Source organism: Arthrobacter sp. 05N33_2 (assembly GCF_056397425.1).
The window spans coordinates 1-13,349 of the sequence record NZ_JBFTNJ010000081.1; the positions used below are offsets into that span (position 1 = coordinate 1).

Genomic DNA, 13,349 nt, shown 5'->3' on the forward strand with positions numbered 1-13,349 from the left:
CTGACAATCAGGTTCTTTCCTGCGGATCGTACGTGCCCGCTCCACCGGGGTCACCCGTCCTCCACCGGAACCCCTCCTGCCGGGGAGCGCAACGCGCACAATATGAACTAAGTCTGCTCAGGCCTCAGCCGGGGAAAAAGCGCCTCGGAATTGCCGCGGTCTATCGCCGCGCGCACCGATGGGTCCAGCGGATAATTCTCATACTCCATATTCAGGAAATCGATCGCCGCAGAGGGTGCGAACGGGAAGTCAGTTCCGTATGTGATGCGGCCCGGGTCAGCTACCTCGAGCAGGCTGGGCAGGGCCGCCGGGCTGGCGGATAGGGCCACGTCGTAATAAAACCGCCGCAAGATGGACTGCTTCTTATCTCCCAGCGCCGCCAGTGCGCTGAGGGCCAGGTCCTTATCGTTGAGCATCGTCAGCAGGATCCTGTAGGCGATGTAAGGCACGAAGCCGCCCGCGTGGGCCAGGATGAACCTGATTCCCGAGAACTTTTCCATCGCACCGGACAGGATCAGGCTGATAGCGGTGCGGGTCGTGTCGAGCATGAAATCTGCGGCAAAGGCGGGTATGCCCGGCACCGCCGGACCGGGCAGTTCAGCGGGGTGGACGAACACTACGGCCCGCCGGTGGTGCAGGAACTCCAGCAGAGGCTCAAAGCCAGGATCGCCCAGATAGCGGCCGGCGTTGTTGGCCAGCAATACGACCCCGTCCGCGAGCAGGGTGTCCAGGGCGTACTGGGCCTCCGCCAGGGCGCCTTGCACGTCCGGCAGCGTGAGCGTCGCGAAGAACCCGAACCGCTCAGGCCGGGCCGCGACCACCTCTGCACAGTATTCGTTGATCTCCCGCGCCCGCCGCCGTGCCTCCGCAGCGTCCCCGAAGTACACGCCGGGAGTGGACAGGGACAAGATGCCGGTCTGCACGTCGTGCCTGTCCATGAACTTCAACGCTGAGCGCTCGGACCACGACGGCAGGCCAATGCCGCCGGGGCGGATGCCCTTTTCAAGCATCCAGCGCGCATACCCGGGCGGAACGATGTGCTGGTGAGTGTCAATGCGGTACGGCCGGCCCATCCGGATCCTTGTCCACGTCGTTTCGCCGATATGCGGGCCCTCAGCGGATGTGAACAATCTACTCGCAAATCCGACCCCTGAGCAGACCGCCGAACGGTGCGTGGGACTGAGCTAGACCGTCACTGGGTGCTCGTCGAACTCCTGTGTACCAAGGCCGCGGGCGCTGGGATCCGTTCTCTTAGCCGCCCTGCTGGTTGTCCGTGGTCAGCGCGCGTCCGGGGGCGCGGTGACAGGTGACGGCAGAGGCTAGAGCGCATAAATGAACGTCCTGAAGGACACATGAACAGGTGCCGCCCCGCCCACGTGAAAGGAACAATCCATGAGCAACAGCAAAACGCGCAAACCCTATCCCGGAACTACGACCGCCAAGTGCCTCGGCCCCTAGCCATAGGCCTCAGGAATCCACTGACAACAGCATTGAGATTCCTTCTACTTGTGCTTCCGGTTAGGCAGGCACGACCCAGTAGCGGCGTTTGCCGTTGCGGCTGTCTTCGTAGACGCCACCGTTCTTTTCGATTGTGGCCCGGGAACCGGCGTTATCTTCATCGCAAGTGAGGAGAATTCGGGCGATGCCCAGCTCCCTGGCAATTGGCAGGGCGTTGGCCAAGGCGGCAGCTGCGTGGCCGCGGCGCCGTGCGGAGGGTCTCAGGCTGTAGCCGATGTGCCCACCCTGATTGAGAAGGAAATCGTTCAGCTCGTGCCGGATGGCCAGTGAGCCAAGGAAAGTGTCACCGTCCACGATCCACAGGTATGTGCAGGGTACGTACCCTGGTTTCCTCGGGCTCTCCGGCCGGGCATCGTTGACGAGGGCGTCGACGAAGCGGCGGAACGACGGGTCATCTTCGAGTTCTTCAAGTGGCCAGTCCTCCGCACCCGCGCCGTCCCGGTGGGCGCCGTCAAATTCGGCGGATCCCTCCAGCCAGGAGGTGTGATAACTGACGTCCGGAGCGATAAGGCGAGGCATCACACGATCGTATTCGAAGGGTTCTCCTTTTCGCAGGAGTCGGTCCGGTCCTCGTTTCAACGGGCAAACCCTCAACGCCCACCCGATGCAACGTCCGCAGGCCCGAAAGCGCCGCCGCATCCGTGCCGAAAGGGCCAACACGGGGCCTCTGGAACCGCTCCGTATTTCAGATCGGTAACGGATGCTCCTATGCTTAGCTGGAGCCTTTGTAAGGATTTGGGGGCGAGTAGTCGTGAGGAAACCGGTATATGAGTAGTGTTCTGACAATCCGCGGAGGCGTCCCGCTAACTGGCCGCGTCACCGTTCGCGGGGCCAAGAATCTTGTCCCCAAGGCCATGGTTGCCGCCCTTTTGGGCAATGAGCCATCGGTGTTGCGCAACGTGCCTGAAATTAAGGACGTCGAGGTTGTCACGAGCCTGCTCCAGCTGCACGGYGTCAGGGTGGACAAGGGTCCCCTGACCGGCGATCTGACGCTTGACCCGAAGGGCGCCAAGACCGCGTCCAGTACGGCCATCGACGCCCACGCCGGCGATTCGCGCATCCCGATCCTGCTGTGCGGGCCGCTGATCCACGCCATCGGTGAGGCCTTTATCCCGGACTTGGGTGGCTGCAAGATCGGCGACCGTCCGATCGATTACCACCTCAATGTCCTGCGTCAGTTCGGCGCCGTCGTGGAAAAGCGTCCCGGCGGCATCCACATCTCCGCGCCCAACGGGCTTAAGGGCGCCAAGATTGCGCTGCCCTACCCGTCCGTGGGCGCCACCGAGCAGGTCCTGCTGAGCGCCACGCGCGCCGAAGGCATCACCGAACTCTCCGGGGCGGCCACCGAACCGGAAATCGTGGACCTGATCGCGGTGCTGCAGAAGATGGGCGCCATCATCAGCGTCCAGACTGACCGCACCATCCGCATCGAAGGCGTCCGGGACCTCGGCGGCTACAACCACCGCGCCCTCTCGGACCGCAACGAGTCCGCCTCATGGGCTTCCGCGGCCTTGGTCACCCGCGGCGACATCTTTGTCGAAGGCGCCACCCAGCGCGACATGATGACCTTCCTGAACACGTACCGCAAGGTCGGCGGCGGCATGGACATCGGCGACGACGGCATCCGCTTCTACCACCGCGGCGGCAAGCTCAACCCCCTGGTCCTCGAAACAGACGTGCACCCCGGATTCATGACGGACTGGCAGCAGCCGCTCATCGTCGCACTGACCCAGGCCGAGGGCGTTTCGATTGTCCACGAGACCGTCTACGAGAACCGGTTCGGCTTCACCGATGCACTGATCCGCATGGGCGCCAATATCCAGGTCCACCGCGAGTGCCTCGGCAGCGTGCCGTGCCGYTTCGGCCAGCGCAACTTCCTGCACTCCGCCGTCATCTCCGGTCCGGCGCAGCTCAAGGGCACCGACATCGACGTCCCGGACCTGCGCGGCGGATTCAGCCACCTCATTGCCGCCCTGGCCGCCACCGGCACCTCCCGCGTCACGGGAATCGACATCATCAACCGCGGCTACGAGCGCTTTACCGAGAAGCTCGCGGGCCTCGGCGCCGATTTCGACATCACCTCGGCCAAGTAGCGGGGGACCCGTGAAGGAATCGGCCAAGAGCCACGTCACGTTCGTGACAGTCGCCGGGATCATCCGGCCCGTGATGAACCTCCTCATGGGAAAGAAGTGGGAAGGCCTCGAAAAGCTCCCCGCCGGGGGCTTCATCGCCGCGCCCAACCACTGCACGGAAATCGACCCGTTGGTGGTGGGGCACATGCTCTACAACCAGAAACGGATGCCGCATTTCCTCGCCAAGGCCGGCCTCTTCAAGGTGCCGGTCCTTGGCGCCGTCCTGCGCTCCACCAAGCAGATCCCGGTGGAACGTTCGACGACGGGGGCGAACCGTTCGCTGCAACTCGCCAAAGAGATCGTGAACGAAGGCGGGGCGATTATCATCTACCCAGAGGGAACCCTGACCCGGGACCCGGCACTCTGGCCGATGAAAGGGCACACCGGTGCCGCGCGGATGGCACTCGAGAGCGGTATTCCCGTGGTGCCCATCGCCCACTGGGGTGCCCAAGAGGTCTTCCCTCGGTATGCGAAACGTTTCTACATTTTCCCCCGCAAGACGTCCCGCCTGGTGGTCGGGGATCCCGTGGACCTAAGCGCCTTTGAGGGCCACCCGCTGGACAAGGCGACGCTCGACGCAGCCACGAATGCCATCATGGACGCCATCACCGGCCTCCTGGCGGGACTGCGTGGAGAACAACCGCCCGCGCAACGCTGGAACCCGGCGGCGCACAACCAGCCAACGCACGGCCGTATAGACCCGGACGTCACAGAGTGACGGCGGATTTGGCGATGTCGGCCGCCCGCGAATCCGGGTCCGCCGCCACAGTGGCCGTCCTGGGGGCAGGCTCCTGGGGCACGACCTTCGCCAAGGTCGTGGCCGACGCCGCCACAGCCTCCGGCGTCGAACGAAATATCCGCCTCTGGGGCCGGCGGCCCGAAGTCGTGGACCAGATCAATACCATGCACCGCAACGAGCAGTATCTGAAGGGCATCACGCTGCCGGCCAGCATCACGGCGTCGAAGGACGTTTCCGAGGTCCTGGCGGGCGCGGAGCTGGTCATTCTGGCCGTGCCGGCACAAACCCTGCGGCCGCAACTGAAGGCCTGGAAGGAGCATCTGGCGCCTGGGGCCGTCGTGGTGTCCCTGATGAAGGGCCTCGAGCTCCACACGGATGCCCGCATGAGCGAGGTCATCAGTGCGGAGCTGGACCTGCCTGCCGACCGGGTCGCCGTGGTTTCCGGCCCCAACCTGGCCATGGAGATCGCACGGGAGGAGCCAACAGCATCGGTGGTGGCCTGCACGGACCCGATCACGGCAGGCTGGATCGCCCGCAGCTGCACTGCCCCCTACTTCCGCCCCTACACCACAAGCGACGTGATCGGCGTCGAAATCGGCGGCATCGTCAAGAACGTGATCGCACTGGCCGTGGGAATCTGCGAAGGAAAGAAGATGGGGGACAACACCAAAGCCTCCGTCATCACGCGCGGCTTGGCCGAAACCTCACGGCTGACCCTCGCCCTTGGCGGCGAAGCCCGGACCATGGCGGGGCTCGCAGGCCTGGGCGATCTCGTGGCGACCTGCTCCTCCCCGCTGTCCCGAAACCACACGGCCGGCAGGCTGCTGGGCAAGGGGCTGACCCTCGAGCAGGTCACCGCCGAAATGAAGCAAACGGCCGAAGGCATCAAGTCCAGCCAGGCGGTCCACGAACTTGCCGGAAAGCTCGGCGTCGATATGCCGATCACGGCCGCCGTCGTCGCGGTCCTTGCCGGAAAACTGTCCGTAGACGAACTGGGGCCGCTGCTGCTGTCCCGGGACCTGAAACCCGAAGGCGATCACTGAGAGTGTCAGAGAACAATATGACCACAGAAGGCCGTACGGGCCAGCCCAAGCCCCGGGTGGCGGTGCTGTTCGGCGGCCGCTCCAGCGAGCACGCCGTCAGTTGCGTGACAGCCGCCGGCGTCCTGGGCGCCATCGACAAGGACAAGTACGACGTCATCCCGATCGGGATCGCCAAGACCGGCCAGTGGGTTTTGGCCTCCGGCGGAACCGACGAGTGGTCGCTCTCCGCCTCGTCGCTGCCCGAGGTGGCCCCCTCGGCGCAGACGGTCACCCTGGCCGAAATCGGCGGCGAGCACCAGCTGATCGTCGCAGCCCCGAACACCGTCCCGCAGGAGCTGGGCGTCGTCGACGTCGTCTTCCCGCTGCTGCACGGGCCCTTCGGCGAAGACGGCACCATCCAGGGCCTCCTGGAACTGTCCGACACCCGCTACGTGGGAGCGGGCGTGCTCGCGTCCGCCGTCGGCATGGACAAGCACTTCATGAAGGTGGTCTTTGAATCGGCCGGGCTCCACGTGGGACCCTACATYGCYGTGACKGACCGGCAGTGGCGCAACGATCCCGAGACCGTCCGCAAGCGCGTGGACCAGCTCGGCTTCCCGGTATTCGTCAAGCCGGCCCGGGCAGGGTCTTCCATGGGAATCTCCAAGGTGGACTCCCTCGAGGGCCTCGACGCCGCCATAGAGATCGCCCGCGAGCACGACCCCAAGCTGGTCATCGAGGCCGGCATCACGGGCCGCGAGATAGAATGTGCCGTGCTGGAGGGCCGGGGGACCGATGCTCCCCGGACGTCGATGCCGGGTGAGATCTCCGTCGCGGGCGGCGGCCACGAATTCTATGACTTCAACGCCAAATATGTGGACGACGCCGCTGCCCTCAGCTGCCCGGCCGACCTCCCCGAAGAAGCGATCACCCGTGTCCGGGAACTGGCCGCGGTCGCCTTTGACGCCGTCGGCGGCGAGGGACTGAGCCGGGTTGACTTCTTCTACACCCCTGATGGCGAACTGATCATCAACGAGATCAACACCATGCCCGGGTTTACGCCTAAGAGCATGTACCCGCAGATGTGGAACGCCTCAGGACTGGGCTACGCCGACCTGATTGACGAGCTGATCCACCTGGCCCTGCACCGAAAGACCGGCCTGCGCTAGAACCGTGCTGCGCTAGAACCGGGCGGGCGCGGATGTGCCTGCCCGGGCCTACTTGCTGGTGGGGAGGTTCGGCAGATCCTCTTGACCCACACATTTCCGGGTTGCCGGGATCTTCAGCGCGGCGGCGGAGAGGTCCGCCAGCACGGTGGCCGAACTGATCTTGTCCGGATCCATCAGGATCTCCGTGGCCGGTTCGCGGCCGAACGTGGTCAGCGTCCACACGGGGTCGCCTTCCTTGATGACCCAGTCGACGTCGTTGACGCTGACACAGCGGTCCGTCGTGGGTCCGGGAACGTTAACGCCGCAGCGCAGAATCACTTGGGACGGATCGCCCCAGGCCGCAGTGGCCTGTGCGTTGGTCTTCCGCAGCTTGGCATCGCCGATCGCGTCCGGCAGGGCCAGCATCATCGGCGCGCAGGCCGCGTTCGCGGCATCCTTAGCCGGTGTGACGTCGACAACCGGGGAACACGAGGTCAAGGCCAGGCCGGCTGCGGCGGCCGCCACCGCGGTAATAAGGGGAAAGCGCGCGGAAACGACGCGGCTGAACTGGAGCATTCATCCAGCCTAACCCGGCCCGCGTGGCGCTATCGCCATAGTTTGTGGAGTAAAGGTAGCATCTCTAGGAACAGGCTGACTCTTACCATCGAGTAGACTGGGACCTCGTGCATCAGTGGGGCTCTGCCGACAAGGACGTTAGTGTTGGCCGCATAACGCACACCTGATTCAATCTCGCACTGTGGGGGAGGGACTGTCGATGACGTCGTGCAGCCGAAAAAAATCTATACGCGTGGGGCTGGGAGCTTTGATCCTCGCCGGCTCAGTCATGGGCACGGCGACAGCCGCAAATGCCGATGACAACGCACCAACAGAACCGGCAACGGTAATCACTCCCACCGTTCCGGCAACGCCGCCTACTGAACCGCCGCCCACAGCGCCCCCCTCGACGAACCCTCCGCCGAGCGAACCTGTCATCGTACCGCCGGTGGAGACGCCGCCTTCGCCGGTACAAACCGTGGCGCCGGTGGTTCCGCCCGTAGTGCCTGCGGCTCCGCCCGTCGTGGCGCCTGCGCCCGTCATCGAAGCGCCGCCCGTCATGGCACCAGTCGTCCCGGTGCCTGTCGTCCCGGCCCCCGTCGTCGAGGAAACCCCCTCGGAAACCCCGACCCCAACACCTACGCCCACACCGGCGCAGTCCACGGCTCCCGCTGTCATCGCGACGCCCACTCAGCCGCCGGTCATGGTGAAGTCCGAAGTTCAGGCCGCCGTGGCCGTTGCTACCGGAAGCCCCCTGGCCGTCCAGGCCATCACCGTGCTGGTCCTGCTGGGACTTGGCTTTGCCTACTTCCGGTTCATCGGTTCGAAGAAGGCCACCGGCGTCCCCCGGACCGGTAAGTCCTGACGCCCGTGCAGGATGAAGCCCTGGTGGAATGTACAGCGCCCAAATCCAAGTATGACGGCCTGCAGATCACGCTGATCACCCACTCCTATTGGCCGGAGCAGAGCCCGCCGCAGCGGCGCTGGACTGCCATGATCAAGGAGTTCACGCACTCCGGCTGGGATGTCGACGTCGTGACTCCGGTGGCGCACTATCCCTTCGGCCGGCGGGCCCTCCCGCGCTGGATGGCCGGAAGGCCGTTCCGGCTGCGCAACGGCCAGTTCACCGAAAAAATCCTCCACGTCCCCTACCTGCGCCACGGCAACTCCCGCGCCGCACGGCTAGTTGACCAGTGCTATTCCGCCTTCATGTCCGTCCCCGCTGGGATGATGGTCCGCAAGCCCGACGTCGTCATTGTCACCGCTCCGGGGCTGCCTTCGCTGGCTGCCGGCTACGCCCTGGCCAAAATGCGCGGCGTCCCGCTGATCGTGGAAATGCGCGATGCGTGGCCGGACCTGGCCCGCGACGCCCGCCTGGTCCAAGGCAGTGTCAAAAGCATTGTGGAGCACGTGGTGGACTTCGTCCAGCACCGGGCAGACCTCGTGGTCACAGTGACCGAGGGATTCGCGGCCACGCTGCGTTCGCGCGGAGTCCGCAATGTCGCCACCGTCAGCAACGGCGTGCACCTGGACGCCATTCCGGTCGTGGGGCCACCTGAACCGGAACGGGACGTATTCGAGGCCCTGTACCTGGGGAACCACGGCGAGAGCCAAAAACTCGATGTCGCCATCCGTGCCAGTGCACTGGTGGGGGACTCGATGCACCTGCACATGGTGGGCCACGGCACCCAGAGGCCAGCGCTCGAGAAGCTGGCACGTGAGCTGAAGGCTCCTGTCACGTTCCACCCGCCACTGACCGGGGACGCCATGCTGGAACGCTACTCGTCGGCGGACACCTGCATCGTCTCCCTGCGGGACGACTGGAAATCCTTTGAGACCACTGTGCCGTCCAAGACTTATGAAGTTTTGGCAATCGGCCGGCACATCACCGCTGTAGTGAAGGGAGAAGCGGCGCGAATCGTCTCGGACGCCGAGGCCGGCGACATCGTGGCCAGCGACCCGGAAGCGCTGGCCACACTATGGCGCGAACTGGCAGCCGACCGCGGCCGCCTGGTTCGCAACGGCGACAGCCGCCAGTGGGTCAAAGCTAACGCCGAGTACGAGCAACTCGCCAGCCGCTACATGGAAGTCATCACCGAACTGCTCGCGGAAACCGGCCCTAGCCGATGATGCAGCTCCTCAAGAACGTGCATCTGGCCCAGAGCGTGGTCCGCCAGCACTTGACTGACGATCCCGTCATCCTGTTCCTGCAACTTTCGCGCAGGCTGCCCTCGGCGGTGCTTCCCCTCGCGAAACGCCTCTGCCACCTGGCCCCGAAGGATTCCACCTCCGCGGCCGTATTGTTTGCCGCACTCGCCGCCGGTGACGACGCCGACGTCGAACGGCGGCTGCGCATCGCTGCCGACGGCTCCGTCGAGGGGGAGCGGGCGCGACGCCTTGCCGACGTCGCCCTCGCCGCGAACCTCCCGGCGTTATCGGACGATTTCCTGGCCAAGGCAAGTACGGCGCAGCGCCTCAATCAGGCCCGGGCACGTCGCCTCTGGTATGACGGCGACGTCAGCGGCGCGGTCGAGGCCCTCCATGGCTCAGGCGCGGCGGGACAGCGGCAACGTGCCCGCCTGGCTGCTGAGGCGGCCATCCTGACGGACGCATCGCCCTCTCTGGAACGCCGGCCCTACGAACCGGTTCCCGGCCGGATTCTTCATCTACTTACGAACTCGCTGCCGCACACCGCCAGCGGCTATGCCCAGCGCTCCCACTCGACGTTGCTGGCCCAGCAGGAAGCCGGCTGGGACGTGCTTGCCGTCACCAGGATGGGCTACCCCGTGCAGGTCGGTAAACTCCTCGCAAAATCCACGGACACCGTGGACGGGATCCGGTACCGGCGGCTCCTGCCGGGCACGATGGCCCAGTCCATTGACGCTCGGCTGCAGCAGCAGGCGGAGGAACTGCTGGCCGTGGCCTTGGACTTCAAGCCGAGCGTGCTGCACACCACCACGCACTACGTCAACGGACTGGTGGTGCGGGCCGTGGCCCAGGCCCTCGGGATTCCCTGGGTCTACGAGGTCCGCGGCCAGCTGGCCGACACATGGGCCTCCACTCGCGGACCCGACGCCCGGAGCAGCGAGAAGTACCGGCTGTTTCAGACGCGGGAAACGGAAGTCATGCAGGATGCAGATCTCGTGCTGACGCTCGGGACAGCTATGAAGGCCAACATCGTTGCAGCCGGGATCCCGGACAGCAAGGTCCTCATTGCCCCCAACGCCGTTGGCGGTGACTTCCTTACCGAGCCGCTGGACAAGGCCAGTGCCCGGCGTGAGCTCGGTCTCGCAGAAGACGCGCAATTTATCGGCACCGTGAGCAGCTTGGTACCCTATGAAGGGATCGAGGACCTCCTCGCCGCGTTTGTTTTGCTCGCGGCGGACATGCCTCAGCTCCGTCTCCTGATCGTAGGTGACGGGTCCTCCATGCCATCGCTGCAGATTCAGGCGCAGCGGAGCGGATTCATCAACCGCATCACCTTTACAGGCCGGGTGCCTCGGAGCCAGACGGCCCTGTGCCATCAGGCGCTGGATGTTTTCGTTGTGCCGCGCAAGGACCTGGAGGTGACGCGATCCGTGACACCGCTCAAACCGGTGGAAGCCATGGCCTGCGCACGGCCCGTAGTGGCCAGCGACCTGCCTGCGTTGGCGGAAATCGTCGAAGACGGCGTGACCGGCCTTTTAGGGGAGGCGGGAAACCCTGCCTCATTCGCCGTCGCGATCCGGGAACTGCTTATGGATCCACAGCTCGCAGCACGATTCGGCGCCGCCGGCAGGGACCGCGTGTTGCAGGAAAGAACATGGGCCGCCAACGCGGTTGCCCTGGCAAGAGAGTTGGAAATGCTGGGAGTGACTATCAGATGAGCATCCAGGAAAAGACGGAAGCGGAACAGACCAAGGCGCCGACCGTCTCTGTGCCCATTAACCTTGTCCGATTGACCAAGGTGGGCCAGCGGCCCGATTTCCTGGATTACCTGGTCCAGTTGTGKGACCGTCGGAGTTTCATCCTGTTCGATGCCCGGGCCAGGGTGCAGAGCGGCCACGACAAGACCCATTTGGGAACCGCCTGGCTTGTCTTGACGCCAGTCCTGAACGGTCTCAGTTTCTACCTGATCTTTGGCGTGTTCCTGGGCACCAGCAAAGGCATTGACAACTTCATCGGCTACCTGATCATTGGCGTCTTTACGTTCCAGATGAGTACGCGGTCCATCCTTGGCGGAGCCAAGTCGCTCACCGGTAATACATCAATGATCCGTGCCTTCCAGTTTCCGCGTGCGTCTCTGCCCATCGCCGTCAACGTGCGCGAGCTCCTCTCTAACATTCCCGTGACGATCGTCATGCTGCTCTTCGTCATCTTTACGGCGCCGGCCGAGGAAATCACGTGGCGGTGGTTCCTGATCATTCCGGCGATCCTGCTGCAATTCCTGTTCAACCTGGGGATTGGCATGTTGCTGGCACCGGTACTGCTCAAAATACCGGACCTCAGCCACCTGCTCTCGTTCCTCATTCGTTTCCTGATGTATGTCTCCGCGGTCTTCTTTGCTGAGAGCCGCTTCGGCAAGTATCCCGTGATGCGCACCATCATGGATTTCAACCCGGTCTTCCAGGTCATCAAGGTCATCCGTGACACGGTTCTTTATGACACCACACCGTCCTGGCGGGCCTGGGCGGTTTTGGGGCTGTGGGCTCTGGGGTCGGTAGCGGCCGGACTCTTTGTCTTCTGGCGCGGAGAGGAAAGCTATGGACGTGTCTGAGGTGTCCGGCGGCCACATCAACGAGCCGACAGTAGTAGTAGACGACGTTTCGGTGGTCTACCGGACCAAGAACCAAACCCCCGGGCGGACTAATGCCCGGACCTCGGTCCTGAAGAGGCTTCGCGCGCCCCGGCGCGGCGACTCCGTGGTGAAGACCAAGGCGTTGAGCAAGATTTCCTTCGTGGCCAACCAAGGCGACTCCATTGGGGTCATTGGCCRCAACGGCTCGGGCAAGAGCACCCTGATGAAGGTGCTTGCGGGTCTGATCATTCCCGATTCCGGCACTGTTTACGCCGCGAGCAATCCCATCCTGCTCGGTGTCAACGCGGCACTGATCAGCTCCATCTCCGGTGCCCAGAACATTCGGCTCGGCTGCCTGGCCATGGGCATGAGCCACGCAGAAATCGATGCCAAGTTCGATGACATTGTCGAGATGTCCGGGCTGGAGCACGAGATCTACCACCCGATGAACTCCTATTCCTCGGGCATGGGGGCGCGCCTCCGCTTTGCCATCGCCGCTGCCGTGGACCCCGAGATTCTGCTCATCGATGAAGCGCTCAACACCGGTGATGCCCAGTTCAAAGATCGCTCCAAGGCCAGGATGGAGCACGTGACCAACCAGGCCGGAACAGTGTTCGTTGTCAGTCACAGCCTCGGGACAATTACGGGCATGTGCAACCGCGCCATCTGGATCGACAAGGGCGACTTCATCATGGACGGAACCCCGGATGACGTCGCCAAGGAATACCGGAACTTCATTTGGCGCATGAACGAGGGCAACGCCGATTACGGCCGCCAGATCCGGGCGGAGCTGATGGCAAGCCTTCCGGAAATGCGGACCACGCTGCTGCCCAACGGCTGGAAGCGGTCCAGGTAGYGAATGAGTCTTCGAAACAAGACGGCGTACTGGCGCCGAGCACTTTGGCACGCCCGTCGGGGTGGCATGGCCCAAGTCAAGAGCTATCTCGACCGCAGCACGGCCGAGCGCGACGAGGCCAACCTGGCCGGAGTTCGCGGCGCGGAAGGTGCTTGGCGCGGCTTGGGACGCAGCCGGCACCTGATCTTCCGTGAAACGGCCATTGACGTCGCGCAGCCGCGGAACCCGGGTCTGCGTGTCGGCATCATCATGGACGACTTTTCCGCGGCGGCATTCTCCGCCGAGTGGACAGTCGTGGCGCTCAGGCCGGACAGCTGGCGAGAGCAGCTGCGCGATGAGGCACTGGACTTCGTCGTCGTCGAATCCGCCTGGGCCGGCAACGCCGGACTCTGGCGGGGCAAAATTACTGGCCCCGCCGGCCCCGCAGTAGTCTTCCAGGAATTGGTGGAAGGATGCCGGGCGGCCGGACTTCCTGCGGTCTTCTGGAACAAGGAAGACCCGCCGCACTACGAGGACTTCCTCCCCGCAGCGAGATTGTTCGACCACGTCTTTACCACCGATGCCAACATGCTTCCCCGTTACCGGGCGGACCTGGGCCACAG

The 13,349-nt window shown here is 64.4% G+C and carries 12 protein-coding genes and 1 pseudogene; 10 read left to right on the forward strand and 3 right to left on the reverse strand.

The window, feature by feature from the left end; translation table 11 throughout:
- Positions 1-107: 107 nt before the first annotated feature.
- Entirely contained in the window at positions 108-1,073 is a 966-nt protein-coding gene (locus tag AC1DHX_RS18730) for an amidohydrolase family protein (protein WP_476860331.1), read from the reverse strand.
- A gap of 445 nt (positions 1,074-1,518) precedes the next feature.
- Complete coding sequence (locus tag AC1DHX_RS18735; protein ID WP_476860330.1) at positions 1,519-2,037, reverse strand: GNAT family N-acetyltransferase; 519 nt, start codon at positions 2,035-2,037, stop codon at positions 1,519-1,521.
- A 248-nt stretch (positions 2,038-2,285) separates the two neighbouring features.
- Between AC1DHX_RS18735 and murA the strand changes: the two genes are divergently transcribed.
- From murA to AC1DHX_RS18755, 4 genes are read left to right on the forward strand one after another with little or no spacing between them, the layout of a single operon-like run.
- Positions 2,286-3,611, forward strand: coding sequence for a UDP-N-acetylglucosamine 1-carboxyvinyltransferase (murA, locus tag AC1DHX_RS18740; RefSeq protein WP_476860329.1), 1,326 nt, complete (start codon positions 2,286-2,288; stop codon positions 3,609-3,611).
- A gap of 10 nt (positions 3,612-3,621) precedes the next feature.
- Positions 3,622-4,368 (forward strand): lysophospholipid acyltransferase family protein, encoded by a 747-nt coding sequence (locus AC1DHX_RS18745; RefSeq protein WP_476860328.1) that lies wholly within the window; start codon positions 3,622-3,624, stop codon positions 4,366-4,368.
- Between the two features lie 14 nt (positions 4,369-4,382).
- On the forward strand, positions 4,383-5,432 hold the full coding sequence (locus AC1DHX_RS18750; protein ID WP_476860336.1) for an NAD(P)H-dependent glycerol-3-phosphate dehydrogenase: 1,050 nt from the start codon (positions 4,383-4,385) through the stop codon (positions 5,430-5,432).
- A gap of 17 nt (positions 5,433-5,449) precedes the next feature.
- A complete protein-coding gene (locus AC1DHX_RS18755; RefSeq protein ID WP_476860335.1) occupies positions 5,450-6,580 on the forward strand; it encodes a D-alanine--D-alanine ligase family protein in 1,131 nt (376 codons plus the stop codon).
- A 48-nt stretch (positions 6,581-6,628) separates the two neighbouring features.
- On the opposite strand, the gene AC1DHX_RS18760 is transcribed toward AC1DHX_RS18755, so the two are convergent.
- Positions 6,629-7,135 (reverse strand): DUF3515 family protein, encoded by a 507-nt coding sequence (locus tag AC1DHX_RS18760; protein ID WP_476860327.1) that lies wholly within the window; start codon positions 7,133-7,135, stop codon positions 6,629-6,631.
- Between the two features lie 466 nt (positions 7,136-7,601).
- Between AC1DHX_RS18760 and AC1DHX_RS18765 the strand changes: the two genes are divergently transcribed.
- From AC1DHX_RS18765 to AC1DHX_RS18790, 6 genes and pseudogenes are all read left to right on the forward strand, one after another.
- On the forward strand, positions 7,602-7,979 hold the full coding sequence (locus AC1DHX_RS18765; RefSeq protein WP_476860326.1) for a hypothetical protein: 378 nt from the start codon (positions 7,602-7,604) through the stop codon (positions 7,977-7,979).
- A 5-nt stretch (positions 7,980-7,984) separates the two neighbouring features.
- The gene (locus AC1DHX_RS18770; RefSeq protein ID WP_476863760.1) at positions 7,985-9,244 is read left to right on the forward strand and encodes a glycosyltransferase family 4 protein; all 1,260 of its coding nucleotides are present in this window, start codon (positions 7,985-7,987) and stop codon (positions 9,242-9,244) included.
- On the forward strand, positions 9,241-10,980 hold the full coding sequence (locus AC1DHX_RS18775; RefSeq protein ID WP_476860324.1) for a glycosyltransferase family 4 protein: 1,740 nt from the start codon (positions 9,241-9,243) through the stop codon (positions 10,978-10,980). Before AC1DHX_RS18770 ends, AC1DHX_RS18775 begins: the two co-directional genes overlap by 4 nt.
- Positions 10,917-11,870 (forward strand): ABC transporter permease, encoded by a 954-nt coding sequence (locus tag AC1DHX_RS18780; RefSeq protein WP_476900344.1) that lies wholly within the window; start codon positions 10,917-10,919, stop codon positions 11,868-11,870. The genes AC1DHX_RS18775 and AC1DHX_RS18780 overlap by 64 nt, the downstream gene beginning before the upstream one ends.
- Complete coding sequence (locus tag AC1DHX_RS18785; RefSeq protein ID WP_476900345.1) at positions 11,857-12,747, forward strand: ABC transporter ATP-binding protein; 891 nt, start codon at positions 11,857-11,859, stop codon at positions 12,745-12,747. The genes AC1DHX_RS18780 and AC1DHX_RS18785 overlap by 14 nt, the downstream gene beginning before the upstream one ends.
- Before the next feature lie 66 nt (positions 12,748-12,813).
- A pseudogene (locus AC1DHX_RS18790) lies at positions 12,814-13,349 on the forward strand (glycosyltransferase); the annotation flags it as partial.

Excerpts from the sequence above, each read along its gene's own strand:
- AC1DHX_RS18730 (WP_476860331.1), bottom strand. The coding sequence starts at position 1,073 with ATGGGCCGGCCGTACCGCATTGACACTCACCAGCACATCGTTCCGCCC.
- AC1DHX_RS18735 (WP_476860330.1), bottom strand. The coding sequence starts at position 2,037 with ATGCCTCGCCTTATCGCTCCGGACGTCAGTTATCACACCTCCTGGCTG.
- AC1DHX_RS18750 (WP_476860336.1), top strand. The coding sequence starts at position 4,383 with ATGTCGGCCGCCCGCGAATCCGGGTCCGCCGCCACAGTGGCCGTCCTG.
- AC1DHX_RS18760 (WP_476860327.1), bottom strand. The coding sequence starts at position 7,135 with ATGCTCCAGTTCAGCCGCGTCGTTTCCGCGCGCTTTCCCCTTATTACC.
- AC1DHX_RS18775 (WP_476860324.1), top strand. The coding sequence starts at position 9,241 with ATGATGCAGCTCCTCAAGAACGTGCATCTGGCCCAGAGCGTGGTCCGC.